This window comes from Vibrio sp. D420a, from assembly GCF_030248625.1.
In the GTDB taxonomy this organism is placed as follows: domain Bacteria; phylum Pseudomonadota; class Gammaproteobacteria; order Enterobacterales; family Vibrionaceae; genus Vibrio; species Vibrio fortis_A.
The window spans coordinates 73,443-97,099 of the sequence record NZ_JAHGAN010000012.1; the positions used below are offsets into that span (position 1 = coordinate 73,443).

A 23,657-nucleotide genomic window follows, 5' to 3' on the forward strand; every position below is an offset into this window, starting at 1 on the left:
CATATTGATGCATCAATTTAGAAGCGGCATTTTTGTATTATTGTGACAATGGTGAACATTCGTTCAAAAAACAACCATACCCCTTAAGATTGACCGTTACCAATTTCCCTCTGAGCGATATTCGGTTTACAGAATAGCTCGGCAATTTACTGTGTTTTTACAGCCCACGATCGAGCAGAGCTTGCTTTTCCCATTCTTAAGAAAGCCATATATCCACACATCATTCCGCTTACGAACACCCAACTTCCCACATTAGATTTATTAATGCGTAGTTTAGCTATCTATTGTTATTAACTGTTCGAATGGATCAATGTTCAGGTTGATAGATCTTTGCCAAAAACAACTGAACAATGATTAGCAAATATGGTAGCCCGTTTAAGTTAGATGCAGAGAATGTTGTAATAGTGTTAACATGCATCACCAAAAAAACTACAAGCCACCCTCTACTTCTCTGAGGGTTATAAATGAGGTGTAGCGTGAACTACTTATCAACGATGACTGTGCGGAATCGCCTAGCTTTTGGCTTTGGGGCCATATTAGCTCTAATGACTCTGCTAACAATTTTGGGGATCCAAAAGGTTAACTCCATCGACAAAACGCTTGCTGAAATTACTGACATAAATTCAGTTAAACAGCGATATGCCATTAATTACCGCGGCAGTGTTCATGACAGAGCCATTGCCATTCGTGATGTTGCAATCGCAAGAAACGTACAAGAAGTCATGTCGTTCGAGAAAACGATTCGTGAACTTGAAAGTTTCTATACCGAATCTGAGCAAAATATGGAAAGAATGTTAGCCAGTGGTGCTCCATTCTCAAGCAAAGAGCGTGACATTCTTGCTCGAATAGATGAAATCCAAAAACACACTCTTCCTTTAGTTGAAGAAATCTTGACCGCAAAAAAGGATATGCAGCCAGTAACGGATGTCGTCCTTGATCAAGTAAGGCCGGCATTTATCACATGGCTAGATACCATCAATGAGTTTATTGATTACCAAGAAGCGGAGAACCAAAAACTCACACCTGAGGCGAGAATGGTTGCTGGCGGTTTCCAAAACCTCATGCTAATCCTTACTCTTATCTCTCTCATAGTTTCTGTCGTTATTGGAGTTCTCATTGAGCGCAGCTTCAGAAAATCACTCGGTGGTGAACCATTTGTTGCGCAATCGGCAATTAAGCAAATGGCGCAAGGGGATCTCACGAATGTCGCATCCAACAATTATCGCGGCAGTATTCTAGATTCGCTGTCTGATATGAACCAAAAGATAACCAGCATCGTCAAGAACATTATCGGGGCTTCAAATAGTCTTGCAGGTAAGATTGAGGATGTCTCACAAGGCTCTTCTCAAGTACTAGAATCAGCGACTCATCAAGCGAGATTAACGCAAGAAACAGCTCAAAAGCTGGACGAACTGCGCCACAGTATCGACCAGGTATCTTCTATCGCGACTCATACAGAAGATAATTCAGAGATGACAGTGGAGTTTGCACTTCAAGGTCGTCAAGTAGTGAACGAGGCTGCACTCGAGATGGAGAAAATCTCCTCAACGGTTAACACAACAGTGGAACAAATAGAGCGCCTAGAAGACAGAACGAAACAAATTGGTAGTATCGTCAATGTAATCAGTGAAATCTCTGATCAAACCAACCTACTAGCGCTAAATGCCGCTATCGAAGCTGCTCGTGCTGGTGAATCTGGTAGAGGCTTTGCTGTTGTAGCCGATGAAGTGCGCAGTTTGGCTCAAAGAACTGGTGATGCTACCTCTCAGATCGCGACTATGATTAACGAAGTTCAGACCGAAACAGCAGCTTCAGTAGCCGCCATGAACACAACGCAACCTCAGGTTGAAAATGGTAAAGCGCAGACTCAAAGTGCTTCAGAATTACTTCAAAATATCGAGCAGCAAGCCAATGACTCTCTCAAGAAAGTCAAAGAAGTCGCACTAGCAACATCGAGTCAGGTAACGGTTGTAGGCGATATCTCAAACGCGATGGGCGATATTTCACAGATGTCTAGCGAGTCAATTGAACATATGCAGAGTAATGATAATGCGACCAACGCACTGAACGAATTAGCTTCTCAGCTCAAGCAAGAAGTCGCTTATTTCAAGGTGTGATGACAACCATTGTTTACTCAGAAGTCTCATCTGACGAATGATCGTTAGGACGTTCGATTAAAAAGGATTGGTAGTCATACCAATCCTTTTTTCTATATATAATCCACCTGTTCACTCGATAACATTACATCGTAAAGACAGGCGACATTCCACTCTCTTGTCCATTTAGAAGTAGAGTTCCGATAACGATTAGTAGCATTCCACCAAACAGCTGCAAATAATGGCCGGCAACTTTCCATGCTTCGTTAGCGTTTTTATTACCTGCCGATAGATAACGTTTTACTAAGTGTTTTCCAGTAAGCGTCATTGTGGCGATCAGCGAAGTGGTCAACGCAGTGCCGACAGCCATCGCCAACGCACTCAATACGCCCATCCAATACATACCAACAACATTGGCAAACAGCAGTACCATAACCGCACCAGTACACGGTCTTACGCCGATAGTAACGATAATTCCGGCATATTCTCGCAAGGTTGAAGCTTTATTAATTGCTTCTGCGTCAGCGACATGCTGGTGGCCACATCCACAGTCTGCGTGATGAGCATGAGCTACCGGCTTTTGAATACTCATAGAGTTTAAGGTTGGTGCTTGCATTGTTAGCGGTGACTGTCCACTCGTCGCTAAGCCATTAATGGCTTTCACGTTAAGTTTAGGTTTACGCATAGTTTGATAGATGTTGCGTAGGGCTTTCCAACAGATCAAAGCACCAACAGCAGCAACCAAAGCAAAACTCAATAAAACAAACATATTTGCTTTATCATTTACTACGCGCATTGAAGCGTTGAAGCCCCAAATCAAAACACTAACTAGCAGAATAGCAACCAATGCCTGCAACAACGCGGAAACGACAGTAAGCACCAAACTCGCTTTCGCCTTTGTGGGATGCGTTGCTAAGTAGGTCGAAACAATCACTTTGCCGTGTCCAGGTCCCAGTGAATGAAGCATACCGTAAACAAAGCTAAAACCAATTAAGTAACTCCCTGCAGCCCATGGTGAAGACTTTGCTTCATAGAGCAAATCAGCTAGTTGGGCGTTTACTTCTCTTTGCCACTGAATACTTGATAAAACCAAAGACGGCCACATTGTCCAAAGTTGGTAGAGACCAACAATAACAAGCAGTGCTGCGCCGGCACCGATCAGGCAGTGGTTCGTTTTGAATTGACTTTTCTGCATTGGATTAGAACCTATGATTGTTCATTTATAACCAACAACATCACTGAGAATCGGTGACTGTGGCACAATTAAGTTTAATGGTTTGAGTAAAAAGCTGGCCTAACGTGTTATCAGGATCGGCATCTACCGATAGCGACATTGCGTAGCTCATCTGTTCTGGGGTTGGGTTAGGTTCAACTAGATCCAGTGAGCACTGCCTTTCCAAGTCAGGAGACAAGCTAACGTCGCTCTGAGAATTCCAGGACATGTCGACAAAATAACTCGGGTCAAAGATGAGTAGGCGCAGCGTATCTCTTGTGACAGCTTTAGGTTTAGAAAGTGGCAGATCAAAAGTCATCACCAGTTTCGCTTTATCACGTTCAAATTTAGCGTTCTCGGCAATGGTGTATTTTATTGGCGTTTCACCATCATAAAAGTAAGTGAAGTAGTGCTCATACATCATGTTGTCTATCACTGATGACGCAAGTTTCTTAAAAGTCTCTTCTTCACTCTCTGCGGCTATGTCTTCACCATCCAGCATGTACATAGAGGTCATGGCGTCAAACGACCACTCCATCGACAGGCCGGTGATCATCCCACTCTCCCCTTCTATATGGGTTTTCATTTCAATCCAGGAGTGGGGGTGAGCTTGTAAGCTAGGAGCCAAAAAGAGCAATGCAAGACAAGAGAAAGCCATTCTTTTAAGGCGAGCATTCAACAAATGATTGATGAAGCGAGGCACTATGTGCAGAAAGGAATAGATAAATAACAGGTTAGATTTCATGGTTAACATTTACGGCTTTACATATTGTTATAATATAACAATCAAAGCCATGTTCACACCATTCATTCTCACGCGAAACGTAACGCTATATGACAAAGTTGACTTTATTCGGAAGACCAAAACTAAAAAAGCCACTGATTTATCTTAACGTTAGATAAATCAGTGGCTTTTCGAATCATTAAAGTGTGGAGCTCGCTTTGAAACCAGCATCAATTACATTGAAGCTATCGTTTCTTACCCTGCTGTACTAATTTCTCATGCCAAGCAGTACTTCCATCTCGCTTGCTCACTTCATATTCGGCACAGAATTGAGAGATGGTCATATTGTTATCTCCCGTTGCTAACTTAAGCGCCAATTGAACTTGTTGAAGCTTACTTTGCAATCGTAAAATTTGTCCTGCGTTTGGACTTTTTTCTTTCGCATATTTCAGCGCTGCGTGTTTACGTTCCGCCGCACCTGCTCTTCGGTCTGCTTCGCCTAACAGAAACTTTAGCTGACCAATCGTTTTACCTTTCTTAAAAGCAGGTTCAAGCAGCTCAGCGCATTCGTCGAAACTCGGGTTCTCAACATATGGGTCGATTTTATGAGCTTGTTGGCGCATCCACTCTAGCGCTAATTCTTCGTCTGACATCATGAAACCTTGGCGAACAAAAGAGGCATATAGTATCGCTCATTAAGGCTGGGCTGCAACATCGGATTGTAGCCCAAGAAACCCTCTTTAAGTCGTTTGGTAGACGATGATGTCCCCGGGTTGGCACTCTAAGACTTCACATATCTTCTCTAACGTACTAAATCGTATCGCTTTCGCCTTACCATTTTTTAGAATCGATAGATTCTGTTCACTGACGCCAACCTGTTCAGACAGCTCCTTCAAACGCATTTTGCGTTTTGCCATCATTACATCAAGGTTAATAACTATGTTCATGCTTCGCGCCTTAGATGGTGTGTCTTTGCTCATCAGCAATTTTTTGAGCTTCATTCATAACGTATGAAATAACCAATACAATCATTCCACAAAACAGTGTAACAACATCTAAGCCTGTAAAGCTAACAGATAAAATGCGTTGCCCTGGAGGATTGTTGAAACTCAGAACCACAGAAATGAGACCACCATAAACAAGCCCCCCAAATGCCCAGTAAAAGAAACTCAGCCCTAACTTGCGGTAATACTTCACCGTCTCAACAGTAAACACTTCACTCGCTTCATAACTCTTAAATAGCTTGGTTAAGATCAGAAGCGCGTAGAAGATAACACCACACGGAAGAAGACTCACAACTAACGCCCAAAATCGTGTCTCGATGGAAAGCGGTTGAGATGTGTAGCTCGATATATCGTGACTGAACTGAATAATGCCTGTCGTCGTTAAGAAGTCCCAAGGTGTTTGGACAAATGCCCAAAAGTAGACCACTGACAGTGGAAGCAACAGCATTAGGGCTTGCAAAACCACTCTGATGTTTCGGCTGTATCTCTGAATTTCTTTCATATGAACTCTCCAACATATTGATGTGTCGGCTTGATTATAGTCAGCGATAGCAAAGAAACAATAAAAATTTATCGTTTATCATTAAATTTAGAACCCAAAACGATAAGAAAATAATCTAAAAACAGGAAGTTGGTAAATACACTTCGACCAAAAGCAAGTAGGTTAATTTATGGCTTAATCAACCCTCAATTGATTATTGAAGCCATTTTCCAACAATTTGTTGATAGTGTTTCTTTATTGGGCTTATTTATCTACGAAATGAGAAGTAATAAGTTCGTTCCATAAGAAAACGGAATAGGAAATGGAACGATGACACTGAACCAATTACAACAAGCTCGCGAGGTACAACGCCCAACCCGAGATGCAATGTTACAAAGAGCGCCGGAAGTCCACGCATTTTGGAACAGCAATAGCGCACTCTTTAAAAATGCATGGCGTGAATGGGAAAAGAGTCAGGACTTAGCGCCATTAACGGAGTTACTTATCGAGCACAAATTGCGTGATGCGATCAATAATTCATGGGCTGACCCAGCGAAAGAAAACTTAGTTAAAGAGTTGATAAGCGAAGTAGCGCCTGGCGTTTTCAAGTTTCAATTCTTTGATATTGATGGAATCAAAGAACTTCGCAACTACTTTTCATCTGCTTCGAGTGCAGACATCCCACTAAGACCACCTTACGGCATTGCGTTGAATCGAGGTGGTGCAATGTTGGACGCACGTTCGGAAGGTTATCTAGCCGCACCAAGCTTTCAGACGTTCTATCGTGAAATGCTGGATAAGTACATGAGACCGATCGCCCGGCTTCTGTTCCCTGAAATAGTCGGTTACGATGCACAAACATTCGGTTTTTCAATTCGATATGAACCAAACACGGATACTTCTTTGAGAATGCATACTGATGCGTCTTCGGTAACGATGAACATCAACATGAACCTTCTTGAAGAGACCTTCTCAGGTTCCGAAGTCAGCTTTTATGACCCAACTACCGGAGGGTTAGTTGACCAAACCTTTGAACCGGGCGTAGCGTTGATCCATAGAGGTCATGTACCCCATGCAACTCACCCAATCACCCAAGGTGAACGTTCAAACATCGTGTTGTGGCTGTATGGAAATCGTGGGCAAATTCCGATGCAGGATGCGAGCTATACATCTATCGATGCCACCCAGCGTTGGACCACTCCTACTGACAAACTAGACGCATTTGCTCCTTTTTAACCGAACATCAGAGAGTTAGCGAATTGCAGTGGTTTCACTTTTTAGACGTTGGACGGCCTATATTGCAAAAAACCGTGCCCAACTGACCGAAAGGAAATAAGAGAATAAAAGCCACTGTATTCGCTTCTCGTGACAACTTTTGACCCTGTATCCTTGCCTGACTCTCCAGTTTGTGGCTCAATGGCGGCAAATATTTCATAACTCGTTACACAACGCGACGCATGAACACTTTACATCTGCTGCCATGCAATCGACACTTCTAATGAAGTAACTAGCAGCGATATAACAGAGTCAATAAAGCATTATGAACAACACGACCGAAAAAAAGTCGAATCCCCTATTCGAGATCCTTTTTAACGTATTTATCCCATCTTTTATCTTGATGAAGTTTAGTGGAGAAGAACACCTAGGCACCGCCATGGCGCTGGTTGTTGCCTTGCTGTTTCCTGTCATTTACGGTGGCATGGATCTTATCCGTAACAAGAAGTTCAATTTCATCGCAGCTCTTGGTTTCATCAGCGTTTTATTAACGGGTGGCATTGGTCTACTTGAGCTAGACACTCGTTGGTTAGCACTTAAAGAAGCCTTGATCCCGGGGCTTATCGGCTTAGCGGTATTGGGCTCAACCTTTACTCGCTACCCATTGATGCAAAAGATGCTGCTTAACGACAGCGTGCTTAACTTGCCGCTCATCAATGAACGTCTTGAAGCCAACGGCAAAAAAGAAGCCTTTGATCGCTGCTTGATGTCTTCAAACTACCTTTTCGCAAGTACGTTCGCTTTCTCTTCAGCAATGAACTACTTCTTAGCGACGTGGATTGTGACTAGCCCTGCAGGCACAGCAGCGTTTAACGAAGAGCTGGGCAAACTCACTCTTTACAGCTACCCAGCAATTGCAATCCCAAGCATGCTGATGATGTTTGGTATTTTTTACTACATCTGGCGTCAAGTGCGCGCAATGACTCACTTGGAAACCGAGCAAATCTTTCACACTAAGTAACGGTTTCGGCTAAACAATACATCGCCTCAAACGGAACAATTCGTTTGAGGCGTTTTTTTATCCAAATCAAGCACCCCAACTCACTTGCCGACCATCCTTCCTAAAAGAGATCAATAGGATTTTTCTATCAAAGAAATAGAAATAAGTGATCTGCTTTTTTTCAGCTTTGATGCCATTCTTAAAACACAACGATATAGACCATAGTTTATAAATGGTTATCTCAGCGCACCAACAGATTTAGCTCATCGCTAAGTGGAATTGGAGAGCGTTTAACTGTGTCACAATCAGGAGATAGATATGCACGGTGAGCAAAATGGTAATGGGGGCAAGTGCCCTGTAATGCACGGCGGGAATACAACCCTTGGTGGTAAAGTAACGAAAAACGTCGATTGGTGGCCTAACCAATTGAACCTAAAAATCCTCCACCAAAACGATACTAAGTCGAACCCGCTTGATGAAGACTTCAATTACGCTGAAGCGTTCAAAGCGCTGAATCTCAAAGCTGTTAAAGCCGACCTTGAAGCTCTGATGACAGACTCTCAAGATTGGTGGCCTGCAGATTATGGTCACTATGGCCCATTCATGATCCGTATGGCATGGCACGCTGCAGGTACATATCGTACTTCAGATGGACGTGGGGGCGGTAATACAGGTAACCAACGCTTTGCACCACTCAACAGTTGGCCAGATAACGGCAACCTAGACAAAGCACGTCGTCTTCTTTGGCCTATCAAGAAAAAATACGGCAACAGCCTTTCATGGGCAGACTTGTTTATCCTAGCGGGTAACGTGGCAATCGAATCAATGGGTCTACCGACCTTCGGTTTCTCTGGCGGTCGTCAGGACATTTGGGAACCAGAAGAAGATATCTATTGGGGTGCAGAAAACGAATGGCTGGGTGACGAGCGTTATTCCGGTGACCGTGAGCTTGAAAAGCCACTGGCAGCCGTACAGATGGGTCTAATCTACGTAAACCCGGAAGGTCCAAACGGTGAGCCTACTATCCTCGCATCAGGCAAAGACATTCGCGATACTTTCGCTCGTATGGGTATGAATGATGAAGAGACCGTTGCTCTAGTCGCAGGTGGCCATACCTTTGGTAAAACGCACGGTGCTGGTCCTGAATCAGCTATGGGTCCAGAGCCAGAAGCAGCACCACTTGAAGAGATGGGCTTTGGTTGGAAAAACAGCTTCGGCAGCGGTAAAGGCGACGACACAACTACCAGCGGCATTGAAGGCGCTTGGACGCCAAACCCAATTCAGTGGGATAACGGCTACTTCGACATGCTATTTGGTTACGACTGGGATCTAGTGAAAAGCCCAACAGGTGCGTGGCAATGGGAGCCGATTGGTGTGACTGAAGATCACATGGCACCGAAAGCCCACGACGCTTCTGTGAAAGTGAAAACCATCATGACCACAGCAGATATGGCGATGCGCATGGACCCAATCTACGGTCCGATTTCAAAACGATTCCACCAGAACCCTGAAGAGTTTGCTGACGCATTTGCCCGCGCTTGGTTCAAATTAACGCACCGTGATATGGGGCCGAAGAGCCGTTACTTGGGTGAAGAGTCTCCAGCAGAGGATTTGATCTGGCAAGACCCATTACCAGCAGCAAGCTTTGGTACACTATCAGACAGCGACATCGCGGAGCTGAAACAAGCGATTCTAGCAACTGAACTAACAGTATCCGAATTGGTTTACACAGCGTGGTCTAGTGCATCGACATACCGAGGTTCAGACTACCGCGGTGGTGCAAATGGTGCTCGTATCCGTTTGGCTCCTCAAAAAGATTGGGAAGCAAACCAACCAGAACAGCTAGACAAAGTACTGAGCAAACTCGAGTCCGTTCGTTCTGCTTTCAACACCAATGACCGTGGTGTTTCGATTGCTGACCTGATCATTCTAGCGGGTAACGCTGCAATTGAAAAAGCAGCACAAGATGGTGGCTTTGACGTAGAAGTACCTTTCTCTGCCGGCCGCGTTGATGCCACAGATGAGCAAACAGACAGCGAATCATTTGCGGTTCTTGAACCAGAAGCGGATGGTTTCCGTAACTTTGCGAAGAAGCTATTCACTGTACCAGCAGAAGAGATGTTGCTTGATAAGGCACAACTGCTTGGTCTATCAGCACCAGAAATGACAGTACTTGTCGGTGGTCTACGTGTACTAGGCGCGAACCACAACAATACGCCTCATGGTGTGTTGACCGATAAGGTTGGCGTTTTAAGCAATGATTTCTTCGTAAACCTTGTTGATATGGCGACTGAGTGGAAACCTGTTTGTCCAAACAACAGCGCTTACTTAGGTACAGACAGAGCAACGGGTGAGAAGAAATGGACAGCAACACGCGTGGACCTAGTCTTCGGCTCAAACTCTCAGCTGAGAGCACTCGCTGAACTTTACGCATGCGACGATGCGAAAGAGAAGTTTGTGAAAGACTTTATCGCTGCATGGACGAAAGTCATGAACGCAGACCGTTTTGACCTGAACTAAGGTTTAGGCTCAGAAAAACAAAGGGTAGCATTTCGCTACCCTTTTCTTTTGATTCATCAGAATCCTCGTAAAACGCGAGTCAACGAGGAAGTTCACTACTCGGCTGACACCTCTGGCGAGTCAAATACAGTGATCTCCGGCAAATCGCCTTCAAATTTCTCTATATTGACCAACGCGCTGTGAGCAGCAGTACTTTGTGACAGCTTCGATGTACGTTTATCGTGAGTGAGAACATTCGGGTTACCGTGTTTATCAAGGCTGCCTTTCTCATTTGGATTCATCGGGTCATACCATGAACCAGTGCACAGATAGATGGTTCTTTCTCGAATGTCTTCAGTAACAACAGCACCAGCTAGACATGCACCTCGATCATTAAAGACCTTAACGATATCGCCGTCTTCAATTCCTCGAGCCTTCGCATCTACCGGATTGATCATCACTGGCTCACGCCCTTTAACCTTAGCGTTTCGGCTGTAACTACCGGAGTCGAGTTGGCTATGCAGCTTAGTCTTCGGCTGCCCTGAAATCATATGAAGCGGAAAGGTTTCCGCTTGTTTTGACTTCAACCATTCTGTCGGAGGTAGCCAGGTAAACTGCCCTGGGCAATCGTCGTATCCAAACGAGGCAATACGTTCGCTATAAAGCTCGATCTTACCGCTTGGTGTCGTCAATGGATGCAAATCTGGGTCTTGTCTAAATTCTGCAAGCAATACAGTGTCTGGGTTAGGATCTGCAAACTCGATAACGTCCCCATTTAAAAACGTATCAAAGTCTGGAAGCTCAACACCTAAATTTTTCGACTCAGAGATCAGCTTTTGCCACATGCTCTCGAGCCATTGTCGTGAGGTCTTGTTCTGAGTGAAATCCTCTTCAATTTCCAAACGCTTTGCGATCTCTGTGAAAATATCAAACTCATCACGAGCTTCACCAACAGGCTCAACAACTCTAGGCATCGGGATCAAGCTGTTGTCACGAGAGCCAGCACCGATATCCTCTCGCTCTAACGTTGTTGTTACTGGTAACACAATATCGGCAAACCTTGCCGTTGATGTCCAGTTGATCTCATTGACGATGATGGTTTCAGGTTGCTGGAATGCCTCAATTAAGCGGTTAATGTCTTGATGGTGGTGGAATGGGTTACCACCTGCCCACCAAACCATACGGATATCCGGATAAGTCAGGTTCATACCGTTGTATTGGTACTCATCCCCCGGATTAAGCAACATATCGGAAACACAGGCCACCGGAATAAAAGCATCAACGTCGTTTTTGCGCTGCGGGAATGCTGGCCAGCGAATAGGACGATGCATCAGTCCAATCCCACCATCAGAGCCATACGCAATCGCGTAGCCACCGCCGGGTAAACCAATTTGACCAAGCATAGAAGCTAGAGTGATCGTCCCCCACAGCGTCTGTTCACCATGTTCCGTTCTCTGAACCCCTGCAGCTGTGCAGATAAAGGTGCGTGACTTTGCCATCTGGCGAGCGAGTTGTTTAATGCGTTCAGCTGGAATTTCCGAGAGAGCACTCGCCCACTCTGCTGTCTTAGCAACGCCGTCTTTCTCACCAAGCAGGTACGCCTTAACTTCATCAAACCCAACGGTATATTTGTCGAGGAATACGCTGTCATGAAGGTCTTCAACAAGCAAGGTATGCGCAAGTCCAAGCATGATCGCTGAATCAGAGCCCGGTACTGCTGCCAGCCATTCTGCTTCAATTTCTGCCGGAGAGTCTGAACGACACGGATTGATGTCGATAAACTCCACACCTGCTTTGCGACATGCCAGCAGTTCGTCTTTCAATCGGTGACGTGTACAACCACCAGGAGAAACTTGAGCGCTCTTAAGTGGTACACCACCAAACATAACGACCAACTCACCCTCTTTGGCGATCGTCGACCAGCGAGTAGCCGTAGATGTCAGCTTGTCAAAATCACCGACTATATGTGGCAACAGGATAAGTGCCGTGTTGTAGCTGTAGTTACCTTGACTACTTACAAAACCACCAGCGCAGGTTAAAAATCGCTTAAGCTGGCTTTGAGCATGGTGAAAACGCCCCGCACTACCCCAACCATAAGAACCGCCAAATATCGCTTCGTTGCCGTGCTCATTGCGAGTGGATTTAACCGCTTTGCTGATCAGGTCGAAGGCTGTTTCCCAAGACACTTCAACAAAAGGTTCTTGACCTCGTGTGTTGTTTTTATGTTGTGGGCCATTCTCAAGATAGCTCTTGCGAACAGCCGGCTTCTTTATTCTGGCTGAGCCATATAGAGAGCTGTGCATGTTGTCATTGATAGGAGAAGGATCCGTATCAAGTGGATGTGCACTGACGCGAACTAATTTGCCGTCCTTGACCTCTGCAATCCCTGCCCCCCAGTGACTGGAGGTTGTGTACTTTTTCGTCATATTGTTACTTAGTTAAGTGATGAGAACATCGCTTCACCGCTGTGTTGGCGAGCAACGCTTGTCATAGGTGCCAAAAGGTAGGCTTTGGATGAAGTTTACCCTTGTGGAACACGATTGTTCCAGACCTCATTCAGGATATTTAAGAATACGTTATTACCAATAGCCCATTGAGTAAAGACAAGACCCAAGCAAGGTGATTTTAATTACAACAGCGCTTCGTTTTCTTGGCTGCTAAGGACATTAAAAAGATGAACACCTGATCTTAACTGCAAAATGAAACGTAACTGGTTGCCTAAAAAGGGAAGAAAACTTTATGGCCACCGTTTATGTAAGCATCGGTAGTAACATTGACCGAGAACATCACGTTACAGCGTCTCTTAAAGCACTAGAGGATCGGTTCGCTCCTCTACAGGTTTCTAGGTTTTACGATTGTGTACCTGTTGGATTTGAAGGGGACAATTTCCTTAACCTAGTCGTTGGCTTTGAATGCGCTCTTCCAGTTGCTGAACTAGCAAGTGTTCTACGTCAGATCGAATTGGAGAACGGTCGACAGCGTGAGACCAAAGCGTATGCACCGCGAACAATGGATATCGATATCCTTCTTTACGACGATTTGGTAGGCATCATTGACGGAGTAGAACTGCCTAGGGGCGAGATCACCGAATACGCCTTTGTGCTGCGGCCACTTGTCGATATCGCCGCTCAAAAACGCCACCCTACTCTCGACGTTTCCTATCAGCAGCTCTGGGACAACTTCGACCAATTAAGTCAGAAAACCGAACCCATCCGTTTTGAGTTCAATTTCACATAGCGCCTGTAAACATTTTGAGAGGAACGCTGACTATTGAATCGCCTGAGTTTTATTGATCTTTTCTCAAAACAAGCACGTAACTGACTTCACTTTCTAAGGATCGGACACTGTTATGAATCACAATGCCATTATCACCATTACAAATCTGCGACTAAGAACCTTCATCGGCTTCAACGAAGAAGAGAAAACCAAGCAACAAGACATCGTTATCAACGCAGAAATACACTATCCAGCAAACAACCTGTGCCTCGCTGATGATGTGGACAATGCACTCAACTACAAGAACATTTGTAAAAAAATCATTCAGCACGTCGAATCTGGACGATTCCTGCTTCTAGAAAAGTTAACCAGCGATGTGCTCGGAATCTGTATCGACCATTCATGGGTTCGATACGCTCAAGTGAGAATTGATAAACCTCACGCACTTCGCTTTGCGGATTCCGTTTCGCTCACCTTGAGCTATGAAGCAGACCAAGACAACAACTCATAAGGAGCGAGGCAATGTTAAGCACAGAAGCAGAAAAAGTAAGAGAAGCTTTGCTCGCCAAAGGGCTTGAAACGCCAATGACACCGAGCGAAATGAACAGTGATCAAAAGTACAATCGCATCAAAGGGCTGCTAACGGAAGTAGTGAGCACACTAGGATTGGATTTAACCGATGACAGTCTCGCTGAAACGCCACATCGTATTGCAAAGATGTACGTACACGAGATATTTTCAGGGCTCGACTACAATAACTTCCCAAAAATCAGCGTCATAGACAACAAAATGTCCGTCGATGAGATGGTTAAAGTGTCCGACATCGACTTAACCTCGACGTGCGAGCATCACTTCATCACCATCGACGGCCTGGCGCAAGTCGCCTATATCCCTGAATCTAAAATTCTGGGGCTATCGAAAATCAATCGTATTGTTCGCTTCTTTGCTCAGCGCCCACAGGTTCAAGAACGTCTGACGCAACAAATCTTAGTAGCAATACAAGCATTGGTTGAAACAGAGAACGTTGCAGTAACAATCAAAGCCACTCATTACTGTGTGAAATCGAGAGGCGTTATGGACGCCAACTCTGAAACCACGACAACTGCGTTGGGTGGTATTTTCAAAACTAACCCTCAAACCAGAGCTGAGTTTTTACGATGAATGAGACAATTCTAATAACCGGCGTGGGCAAACGACTAGGGTTCGCGCTGGCGCAGCAACTCTTGTCGGATGGATACAAAGTGATCGGCACTTACCGAAGCGACTACCCTCAATTGCAACAGCTACGAGACTGTGGTGCTGACTTACAACAGGTAGATTTTTATCAGCAAAGCAGTCTAGAGGGTTTTCTTCATTACGTTGCTCAAGAGTACAAGACACTTCGCGCGGTCATACATAACGCTTCTGATTGGAAGCCAGAAAACAAAGAAAACCCGAGTGAAAACGCGTCTCAAATCATGAATCAGATGATGACGTTACATGCGAGCGTGCCCTATCTTGTCAATTTAACGCTCAAAGACCAATTGATGGCTGGTAACGAAGCCTCAGACATCATCCATATTAGTGACTACGTCGCGGAGAAAGGCAGCAAAAAACACATCGCGTACGCCGCAAGTAAAGCCGCGATCAACAACTTAACGCTATCGTTTTCAGCAATGTTGGCTCCCAAGGTAAAAGTAAACACCGTCTCTCCGGCTATGATTAAGTTCAATGATCATGATGACGATGCATACAAAGTCAAAGCTCTACAAAAAGCTTTGATCCCTGCAGAGGCCGGCTTTGAAGAAATTGTGGATGGCATCAAGTATGTGTTGGCCAGTCACTACATGACTGGAAGAACCTTGCACCTTGATGGCGGCAGACACCTAAAGTAAAAGGTTGGCCTTCTTCTAGATTCACTCTCCCGCTAGAGCTTCAAACTCTCTAGTGGGAGAGCCCATATATCGCACTCTACTTGTTCAACTCGCGCTCACCACTCTAATTAAACCAAACCCATAACGTGACTAAGTTCACACTTATGCTAATTCATCTCCTGAATTGCGCGCCCTGTATTAAACGCGACTCATATTAAACTTCGCGTGAACCCACCAACCTCTTTAGGGTTTGAGCGTTCAAACAAAAAATTCAAACAAATGTTTAAATTCATCAATTTTTGGAACGATTTTCCACTCATTTAACAGGATGACTTTCGCTTTGATCTTGATCAATATGTTAACTGTTGCGCAACATTTCGAACGATAACTTGCATTAGAAGTGAACACTCACTTCCCCCATTTGCTTAGTACAAGGAATGAAACTATGTCTACTCAGGAAACCTTTAAAGCCTTCACTTCACAGCTAGAGTCTGTAACTAACCCATTCTACAACTTCAATCAGCTAGTGACTAAAAACATCGAAACACTGACCAAGATTCAACTTGATAGCCTGCAAGCATACAGCGCGCTTGGTAATGAATCTTTGCAAAGCCTCGCTTCATTAAAGCAGCCACAAGACATCCCTGCTTACGGCTCAAAACAAATGGAAGTCGCGAGCAAAATCTCACAGCAACTAATGGAAGATAGCCAAAAGCTGACCCAACTTGGTCAAGATTTTAAATCTGCCGCTGATGAGCTAACGGCTTCTGCGGTTAAAACTGCGAAAAGTGCTTAATTTATTGTTTGTCGGTTGATGGCGAAGCACAACGTTAAGCATCGCCATCTCTCAGCATCACTTCTTACAAGGATGTCAGAATGGAAAATAAATCGCCCTTTGAAGGTATGATGGATCTTATGTCCCAATATGGGCAAGCATGGATGGACAACCTAGGTCAGCCAACACAATCCACATTGATGAAAACCCAATCAGAAGACTTTACAAAGTGGGCAAACTCAATGGTGCAGAACCCAACTAATATGGTTGAGCAACAGATGAATTGGTGGACACAACAGGTCAATTTGCTCAACGACTGTATTCTTGGCACTCAAGAGCAAACCAAAGAAACCGATCGCCGCTTCCGTGACCCTTCTTGGAACGACACACCGCTTTATCGCTACATCAAAGAGAGCTACAAACTCGCCTGTGACAACATTCAACAATCAGTAGAAAACAGTGAAGGTTTGGATGACGAAACCAAAACGCGCCTCTCATTTTTCACTCGCCAGTACCTCAATGCCATGTCGCCAAGTAACTTTGTTGCGACCAACCCCGAGATACTCAAGCTGACCATGGACAGTAACGGTGAGAACCTTATCCAAGGAATGAAGCAATTTCGTCAAGACTTGGAGCAAAGTGCCGACATCCTCAACATTCGCATGACGGATAAGAACCAGTTCACCTTAGGTGAGAACATTGCTTCGACTCCGGGAAAAATAGTGTTCCAAAATGAGATGTTTGAGCTGATTCAGTACAAGCCAACCACAAAGCAAGTCTATAAACGCCCGACACTGATCGTGCCGCCCTTCGTAAACAAGTATTACATCATGGACGTTAACCCTGAGACCTCTTACGTGAAATGGTTGGTCAGCCAAGGTCACACAGTGTTTATGATTTCTTGGGTAAACCCTAACGCACAAATGCGAGATGTCAACTTCGGCAACTACGTTACGCAAGGCGTGTTACCCGCGCTTGATGCAATTGAAAGTGTTACTGGTGAGCGCGAAGTCAATGGCATTGGCTATTGCATTGGTGGCACAACCTTAGTCGCGGCCATGGCTTATCTTTCAGGTAAACGCCGCAAGCAACGTATTAAGTCGGTCACTCTGCTCACCACCATTCTCGACTTCACTAAGCCCGGTGAGCTAGGTGTGTTCATCAATGACCCAATCATCAGCAGCATTGAAGCGCAAAACAACCAACGCGGTTATATGGACGGTCGCCAAATGGCGGTATCATTCAGTTTGCTCCGTGAAAACAGTCTGTATTGGAACTACTACATCTCCAACTACTTGAAAGGCGAAAGCCCAATGGCGTTTGACCTGCTCTACTGGAACTGTGACAACACCAACGTGACTGCCGCGACCCATAACCAGCTACTACGTCAGTGCTATCTTGAAAATCGACTCGCCAAAGGCGAACTGGTGATTGATGGTGTGACTATCGATTTGGGTAAGGTTAAGTCACCCGCCTACTTCCTATCTGCCATTGATGATCATATCGCCCTGTGGGATGGCAATTTTGAAGGCACTAAACTATTAGGTGGAGACAACAAATTTGTCCTTACCGAGAGCGGGCACATTGCTGGGCCAATGAATCACGCCGACTCAAATAAATACGGCTTCTGGACCAACGACAATAACGACCAAGCGCCTTCTCAATGGCTTGCAAGTGCCGACAAACATCAAGGCTCATGGTGGGCGCATTGGCAAACTTGGGTTGATGAGCGTAACTTCTCTGAAATGATTGAAGCTCGTGAACTTGATGGTGAACTCGACGCGCCAGGTGAATACGTGAAACAACGCATTCAAGATGTCATCGCACAAGAAGCAAAAATGGAAAAGGAGTCCGCATAATGAAGCCAGAAATCGGCCAAACTGCCACCATAGAAAAGACCCTAGATAAACAAACCGTCGAAGCGTTTGCGAGTGTCTCAGAGGACTACAACCCAATCCATTTAGATGAAGATTTCGCTAAAACCACGCAATTTGAGCGCCCAATCGTACATGGCATGCTGGCATCTAGCCTTATCTCTGGCCTATTGGCCTCAAAAGTACCCGGAGCTGGCAGCATCTATCTAGGGCAATCTTTGAAGTTTGTTCGCCCTATCTTTGTAGGCGAAACCGTCACAGCCAAAGTGGAAGTGACTAGCGTACGCGACGACAAGCCCATCGCAGTAATATCAACTCAAGTATTGAACGCGAACGGTGAGGTTGCTGTCGACGGCGAAGCAACAGTGATGTATTCCGTTTAAGCCTCAAACGTAAAGTTAAACCCACATTCAGCGCATCTAGTTGGTTGAAGAAACAATCAATGGATGCTGCTGGATAGCTTATGTCAAGTCAGACAAACTCATTTCCAAATATCGACAGCACCTTATTCCTATTTAACATTTTACTCATACCACAGTGTTTGAGGGTTTTCCTCTACCAAGACTCTCCCGCCTTTCTGATTCTATGCTCCTAATCAAATCATCACGAGATACCACTACTTGCAAATATACATTTCTAGTAAGATTGCGGTAACAAGGAACTAGACAGAAGAGTCCTGTATTTGCATATAGAAACTTTCTGTTTATGTGCTTTCGGATTATGCCTAAAGGGAAGACTATGGAAAGTATCATCAAACAAGCCATCGAACTACGGAAAGAGTCTAAGTACCAAGAGTCGAGAGCATTACTTGAAACACTATTAAACGATGAAACTTTTGCTGCTAAAGCTCACTTGCAGATTGCGTGGTCATACGACAATGAGGGCAAAGAGCAAGAAGCGGTCGAGCATTATCTATCTTCTCTTTCAGGGTCATTATCGTCGGTAGAAAAGTTTGATGCGTTATTTGGGTTAGCGAGTACTTATCGAAGTCTAGGTATGTATTCGGAGGCACTAACCTACTTCGAGCAAACGCTAAGCGAGTACCCCAACTCTGTTGAAGTTCAACCTTTCTATGCAATGTGTCTTTACAACTTGGGCCGCCATAAAGAAGCAACATCGTTACTGCTTGAGCTTTTAGTATCAACTACAAACAGTGATGCCATTAAAGAGTATCAGCGTGCCATTTCTTTATACGCTAAAGATCTCGATAGGACGTGGTAAGTTGAAACACAGCAATGCATTCTCGTACACCGCTGAAAAGATCATTGAGCGCTGAACTATTGTCTAGTCCCGAGCAATTGCAAACGGTGACCAAGTTTAATGAGTCGGCATTACCTCGAATCTGTTGATATTGCTATGGTCTGGCAACTATGTAATGTAGAACATATACTTGGTAATGTCTTCTGCGCTCAACGGTGTTTTAATCCGATACAACCTGTTTCAAATCAATTAGCAACGGTGCCAAAGCCGATAACGGTAAACTTCCTTTGCCCCTCAACGTTTCAGAAAGCATCGCAGTAGTCATCCAATTGTTTAATGTGCAAGTCATGCACATTAGTGTTCAAGCAGCTGCAATATTTGAAAATGCTATTGGTTCAATTAAGTATGTTCAGTATTTCTTACCAATGAGCAGACCAACATCCTGTTGCTTTATATGTAACAACTGCTTCTTAAGCTTGCTTAAATTCCCAAATTCATAGAATGGTACGTGAAGAACTGCGACAAACCCTGCGTCAAGCATCATGTTGTGCCATTGGTTTCTGCTATTAAAACAGACCCCAACACCGGCGGTATTTGCCCCCATCTTTCTGGTTATCTGAGCCAGCGATTTTGATGAAGTCGATTGATAGATCAAAGCGCTCGGTAAGTTGTGAACAAATTGCCCCTCATAAAAGTTCTCGAACACCACCAAGATTCCGTTTTCAGATAGGTTTTGAAATGAGCGTTCTAGAGCTTTCTTTTGCAGCATTACCGATTGTTCGTAGCTGTCACTAACAAAATGGTGAAGAACCCAATTAAACTGAATGACATCGAATTTTTCAGCGAAAATAGTGTCTTGGAAGCTTGAACACACTAACTGCTTTCTAGGGTGAGGGTGGTTTTTCTCGATGAGGGACTGTTCTGGCTCAACCAAAGTGACATAGCAATTGGGATAGTGTGACAGAATCTTGTCAGCGTACATGCCATTACCGCCGCCAACATCGAGTAAGTGGAACGGGTGATGGGTGGGGTAAAGCATGTTGAGTTGTTTTACCAAGACAGCAAACATCTCATCATCTATATACTCGATATCAAACGATACTGTTTGTTTGGGGGTAAGTTTACGTACTACTCCGGTCATAGTGTTTTCTCAGTTAGGAAATCTGAAATCGACGCAAACTTTATACCATTAAATATTTCTATTTATTTCAGCAACTAAAGCTATTTAATGCTTCAGAATTAATGCAATTTTTAATTTGCGAATCAAAATGACAGCAATAGCGGATCGTCTTGTTATTGTGTATCAAGTAGCGCTATTTGCGTGTTCGATATTCGGATTTTGCATCGAAATAAATATTGGGATCACTCTGACTTTTGGAGATTACTCCGCGATTAAATCGGATCAATGAGTCCTTTTAAATTGATGGCGAGCATGAGACCCGATAAGTTTCCTTAACTCGTTAGTACCTAGAAATCAGCTAAAGTCCAAAAAATTGAAGCCTGTAATGCAAAAACGCCTCCACGTAACGGAGGCGCTTTTGTATCTAAATCTCGAATCATCTGAGTAGTAATGCGTTAGATACCCTTTCGCTAAAAACTTGCTCAACACATCCGCCCAAGAATCGCTTTCGTATTCCAGCTTATTAAAGCAGTACGCTTGGCAAGTACAAAGAAAGACTCGGGATGAAGGTTACGATGAGCACCATAGGCAGATGTCCAAGCAGAATCAGCTTCATGGTTGGCTTAATGTATTTGTCGAGCGAGAGCTTGGCCACTCCCCCAGCCATGAACAGCATAGGCGCGCACGGCGGTGAGATGTTCCCCAATCCTAAGTTCACGCCCACGATAGCAGCAAAATGAATCGGATCGATGCCTAGTGCCTTAATGATTGGCAGGAAAATAACTGCAGCAAGAATACTGCCGGAAATATCGTCTACTATCATGCCTATCAGCATCAACAACACATTGATCAATAAGAGTAATACCAATTTGTTATCGCTAATTTGCAGCAACGCATCCGCGATCTGATTTGGTATCTGTTGAAATACCATCGCACGACTCATAACGAATAAAAAGAACAGCACCGCGATAATGGATCCCGTCATCGCTACTGAACTGACAGTAATATCCATTAGCTGTTTGAAGCTGATACCTTTGTACACCATGAGGCCAATGACAACCGAGTAAACCACAGCAATAGAGGCTGCTTCCGTCGGTGTCGCCAAGCCACTGTATATGGTGCCTAAAATAATGATAGGCATGAGAAGAGCGAACGTTGCTTTTCTTCCCGTCTGTTGGATATTTTGAAACTGAGCTTTATAAGACTTGGGTTTATGTACTTGGATACCCTGCTCATTTCTCAAGATAAAGTGGTTGAGTACGCAGTACCAGAGAGCGAGTAACAGCCCAGGAACTATGGTCGAAAGGAACGCTGCTCCTACAGAAATACCGCTGGTAATTGAGAAAATAATCATAGGTATCGATGGTGGGATAAGCAACGCCAATACCGACGAGCAAGCAACCAAACCAGTGGCGTGCCCTTCTGGGTAGCCCTCTTTGACCATTCGTGGAATCATGATTTTGCCAATAGCAGCGATGGCGGCCGTCGAACTTCCAGAGATAGCTCCAAACAGAGTACAACTGATCACAGTCACAGCTCCCAAACCGCCTTTGATACGCCCAACAAACGCATTAATGAAGTTGAGAATACGTTCAGAGATGCCACTTTCGGCCATGACAAAGCCGGAAAAGATAAACAATGGCAACGCTAACAGTGAAAAGCTAGCTACGGTGTTGTAGCCATGTGGTAGCAAGAATGAGATGTTACTACCGGTGATATAAGAAAAGAGTAGTGCACCGACTCCAAAAGCAAATGCCACAGGAACACCGATAAGCAGCAGCACGACTGTAACCGCCATTGCGAGAATAAATAAGGTCATGATCTGCCCTCCGGTTTAAACAGCTCGCGAACGTCACGACCAATATCGAGCAACAAATAGAGTGAAGAAAGGACAAAGCCAAACACCATCGAAGAAGACCACACCCAACGAGGCCAAGCTAGGTTGGTGCTTAGCCGTCCCCTGTCATAGATTTTCATCACATACTCCATAGCAAGATAAGAGAAGAACATCAGTGCGCTGAGAGAGACTAGATAGCCAAACAGCTTAATCATCTCGATGGTCCTTGGATTTTTGACGATAAGATGAATGACTCCCCCCGTGATATGCTCTTTCGTCTTAGTTGCGTAGGCCATACCTGAAAAATAAACCCATACACCAAGTAACAATGCGACTTCTTCGATACCAGTAAATGGAGAATCAAACACGTAGCGCAGGATGACTTGAAAGAACATCAATAGTGACAAGCTAATAACCGAGCTAATCATGATGAATCGAAGTAACATTTCTAAGAAATCACACACGCTGTAAAAAGCAGGCACATCACGTTGTGCAAGAGAGTCGTTCATAATTGCCTCACATCACTACTTCTGAACACCGGAGACGGAATAGACTTGATCCATGATGTCTTTACCTACCGTTTTCTCCATGCTTGGCCATTCGTTGCTGTAAATACTGGCCTTCGCTTTATCCATTTGCGCGTCAGTAAGTGAGACGACTTTGATGCCCGCTCCTTTTACTTTCTCGAGGTAATCGGCATCAATTTGTTCTGCTTTTTGCCAAACAACTTGCATGGTTTTATCTGCAGCTTGCTGCATCTTGTTGCGCTCTTCGTCTGGCAATCCGTCCCACCAATCTTTGTTCACCAGAAAGAACCCTTGCTCGAAGTAATCTTTGGTCAGAATGTAAGTCTCTAATACATCACGCATTTGCCAGATTTCGATCGAAGGACCAAAGCCACGGCCATCAATCACGCCAAGTTGAAGAGAGGTGTACAACTCACCATAGGGCATAGGCACCGCTGAGAATCCCCAGTCTGCAAAACGGTCAACCGCGACAGGCACATCGACCGTACGAATTTTCAGCCCTTTGGTATCTTCTGGGAACTCGACAGGCACTTTCCCCACTCCTTTGCGAATAGCCATAGAGCCAAAACCCGTCGGTACTATGCCAAGAGCATGAAGGCCGATATCAGCAAAGATGTCGTTGTAGATATCGAGCATCCCACCTTTCAGACCATAGATCTGTTTAGCGCTGTTCCAATCGTCGGCAACGTAACCGAGCCAGGTCAGATCTAGGCGTTTATCGAACTCAGACGCACCAAATGAGATGGTCATCGGGATCACCCCATCAACCGCTTGCTCGAACTGAGACTGCCAATCACCGAGATCGCCCCCAGAGTGATATTGCGGTGTGTAATCAGAGCCTGTTTCCTTAAGCTCTTGCATAAACGTCTCAGCGGCAAAGTTAAAGATGTGGTCGTTTGGATAAGCTTGAGCCAAAATGAAACGCTCAGCGGCTGCGTTAAATGCCACACATGAACTGATCGCTGCGAGTGCTACTGACTTGAATAACTTGTTAGTTTTCATAGTTCCTTCCTTGTCAAAAAG

General features: G+C 44.7%; 22 protein-coding genes. 12 read left to right on the top strand and 10 right to left on the bottom strand.

Going from position 1 to position 23,657, the window contains the following annotated elements; all coding sequences use genetic code 11:
* The first annotated feature begins 476 nt into the window (after positions 1-476).
* A complete protein-coding gene (locus KI743_RS10375; protein ID WP_285466298.1) occupies positions 477-2,117 on the top strand; it encodes a methyl-accepting chemotaxis protein in 1,641 nt (546 codons plus the stop codon).
* A gap of 124 nt (positions 2,118-2,241) precedes the next feature.
* Here KI743_RS10375 and KI743_RS10380 read toward each other — a convergent pair whose 3' ends face one another.
* From KI743_RS10380 to KI743_RS10400, 5 genes are all read right to left on the bottom strand, one after another.
* Positions 2,242-3,291, bottom strand: a complete 1,050-nt coding sequence (locus KI743_RS10380; protein WP_285466299.1) for a nickel/cobalt transporter — start codon at positions 3,289-3,291, stop codon at positions 2,242-2,244.
* A gap of 40 nt (positions 3,292-3,331) precedes the next feature.
* A complete protein-coding gene (locus KI743_RS10385) occupies positions 3,332-3,967 on the bottom strand; it encodes a DUF1007 family protein (RefSeq protein ID WP_285466418.1) in 636 nt (211 codons plus the stop codon).
* Between the two features lie 311 nt (positions 3,968-4,278).
* Positions 4,279-4,686 carry a hypothetical protein gene (locus tag KI743_RS10390; RefSeq protein WP_032550735.1) on the bottom strand — a complete coding sequence of 136 codons (408 nt, stop codon included), beginning with the start codon at positions 4,684-4,686 and terminating at the stop codon, positions 4,279-4,281.
* An 87-nt stretch (positions 4,687-4,773) separates the two neighbouring features.
* Positions 4,774-4,980, bottom strand: a complete 207-nt coding sequence (locus KI743_RS10395; RefSeq protein WP_150873119.1) for a helix-turn-helix transcriptional regulator — start codon at positions 4,978-4,980, stop codon at positions 4,774-4,776.
* Between the two features lie 10 nt (positions 4,981-4,990).
* Entirely contained in the window at positions 4,991-5,539 is a 549-nt protein-coding gene (locus KI743_RS10400) for a DUF2975 domain-containing protein (protein ID WP_285466300.1), read from the bottom strand.
* 309 nt (positions 5,540-5,848) lie between these two features.
* Between KI743_RS10400 and KI743_RS10405 the strand changes: the two genes are divergently transcribed.
* From KI743_RS10405 to katG, 3 genes are all read left to right on the top strand, one after another.
* Complete coding sequence (locus tag KI743_RS10405; RefSeq protein WP_285466301.1) at positions 5,849-6,754, top strand: 2OG-Fe(II) oxygenase; 906 nt, start codon at positions 5,849-5,851, stop codon at positions 6,752-6,754.
* Positions 6,755-7,058: 304 nt separating this feature from the next.
* Positions 7,059-7,754, top strand: a complete 696-nt coding sequence (locus KI743_RS10410) for a VC0807 family protein (RefSeq protein WP_032550739.1) — start codon at positions 7,059-7,061, stop codon at positions 7,752-7,754.
* 297 nt (positions 7,755-8,051) lie between these two features.
* On the top strand, positions 8,052-10,253 hold the full coding sequence (gene katG / locus KI743_RS10415) for a catalase/peroxidase HPI (RefSeq protein ID WP_285466302.1): 2,202 nt from the start codon (positions 8,052-8,054) through the stop codon (positions 10,251-10,253).
* A gap of 95 nt (positions 10,254-10,348) precedes the next feature.
* Here katG and KI743_RS10420 read toward each other — a convergent pair whose 3' ends face one another.
* Positions 10,349-12,658: a molybdopterin-dependent oxidoreductase gene (locus tag KI743_RS10420; protein WP_285466303.1), complete on the bottom strand. Its 2,310-nt coding sequence runs from the start codon at positions 12,656-12,658 to the stop codon at positions 10,349-10,351.
* A 313-nt stretch (positions 12,659-12,971) separates the two neighbouring features.
* Between KI743_RS10420 and folK the strand changes: the two genes are divergently transcribed.
* The 8 genes from folK to KI743_RS10460 all read left to right on the top strand — a co-directional run bounded on the left by folK (position 12,972) and on the right by KI743_RS10460 (position 19,171).
* Entirely contained in the window at positions 12,972-13,469 is a 498-nt protein-coding gene (gene folK, locus KI743_RS10425) for a 2-amino-4-hydroxy-6-hydroxymethyldihydropteridine diphosphokinase (RefSeq protein WP_285466304.1), read from the top strand.
* A 112-nt stretch (positions 13,470-13,581) separates the two neighbouring features.
* A complete protein-coding gene (gene folX / locus KI743_RS10430) occupies positions 13,582-13,959 on the top strand; it encodes a dihydroneopterin triphosphate 2'-epimerase (RefSeq protein ID WP_239842608.1) in 378 nt (125 codons plus the stop codon).
* A gap of 11 nt (positions 13,960-13,970) precedes the next feature.
* Positions 13,971-14,609, top strand: a complete 639-nt coding sequence (gene folE / locus KI743_RS10435; protein ID WP_150873108.1) for a GTP cyclohydrolase I FolE — start codon at positions 13,971-13,973, stop codon at positions 14,607-14,609.
* Complete coding sequence (folM, locus tag KI743_RS10440) at positions 14,606-15,322, top strand: dihydromonapterin reductase (RefSeq protein WP_285466305.1); 717 nt, start codon at positions 14,606-14,608, stop codon at positions 15,320-15,322. Before folE ends, folM begins: the two co-directional genes overlap by 4 nt.
* Before the next feature lie 424 nt (positions 15,323-15,746).
* Complete coding sequence (locus tag KI743_RS10445; RefSeq protein ID WP_004738385.1) at positions 15,747-16,097, top strand: phasin family protein; 351 nt, start codon at positions 15,747-15,749, stop codon at positions 16,095-16,097.
* Between the two features lie 80 nt (positions 16,098-16,177).
* Positions 16,178-17,935 carry a class I poly(R)-hydroxyalkanoic acid synthase gene (gene phaC, locus KI743_RS10450; protein ID WP_285466306.1) on the top strand — a complete coding sequence of 586 codons (1,758 nt, stop codon included), beginning with the start codon at positions 16,178-16,180 and terminating at the stop codon, positions 17,933-17,935.
* Complete coding sequence (locus KI743_RS10455; protein WP_032550751.1) at positions 17,935-18,333, top strand: MaoC family dehydratase; 399 nt, start codon at positions 17,935-17,937, stop codon at positions 18,331-18,333. The genes phaC and KI743_RS10455 overlap by 1 nt, the downstream gene beginning before the upstream one ends.
* Before the next feature lie 355 nt (positions 18,334-18,688).
* Complete coding sequence (locus KI743_RS10460; RefSeq protein WP_285466307.1) at positions 18,689-19,171, top strand: tetratricopeptide repeat protein; 483 nt, start codon at positions 18,689-18,691, stop codon at positions 19,169-19,171.
* 388 nt (positions 19,172-19,559) lie between these two features.
* Here the strand turns inward: KI743_RS10460 and KI743_RS10465 are convergent, their stop codons facing one another.
* The 4 genes from KI743_RS10465 to dctP all read right to left on the bottom strand — a co-directional run bounded on the left by KI743_RS10465 (position 19,560) and on the right by dctP (position 23,636).
* A complete protein-coding gene (locus tag KI743_RS10465; RefSeq protein ID WP_285466308.1) occupies positions 19,560-20,291 on the bottom strand; it encodes a trans-aconitate 2-methyltransferase in 732 nt (243 codons plus the stop codon).
* Between the two features lie 502 nt (positions 20,292-20,793).
* A complete protein-coding gene (locus KI743_RS10470; RefSeq protein ID WP_032550772.1) occupies positions 20,794-22,089 on the bottom strand; it encodes a TRAP transporter large permease in 1,296 nt (431 codons plus the stop codon).
* Entirely contained in the window at positions 22,086-22,616 is a 531-nt protein-coding gene (locus tag KI743_RS10475; RefSeq protein WP_285466309.1) for a TRAP transporter small permease, read from the bottom strand. The genes KI743_RS10470 and KI743_RS10475 overlap by 4 nt, the downstream gene beginning before the upstream one ends.
* A gap of 15 nt (positions 22,617-22,631) precedes the next feature.
* The gene (gene dctP / locus KI743_RS10480; RefSeq protein WP_285466310.1) at positions 22,632-23,636 is read right to left on the bottom strand and encodes a TRAP transporter substrate-binding protein DctP; all 1,005 of its coding nucleotides are present in this window, start codon (positions 23,634-23,636) and stop codon (positions 22,632-22,634) included.
* Positions 23,637-23,657 lie beyond the last annotated feature (21 nt).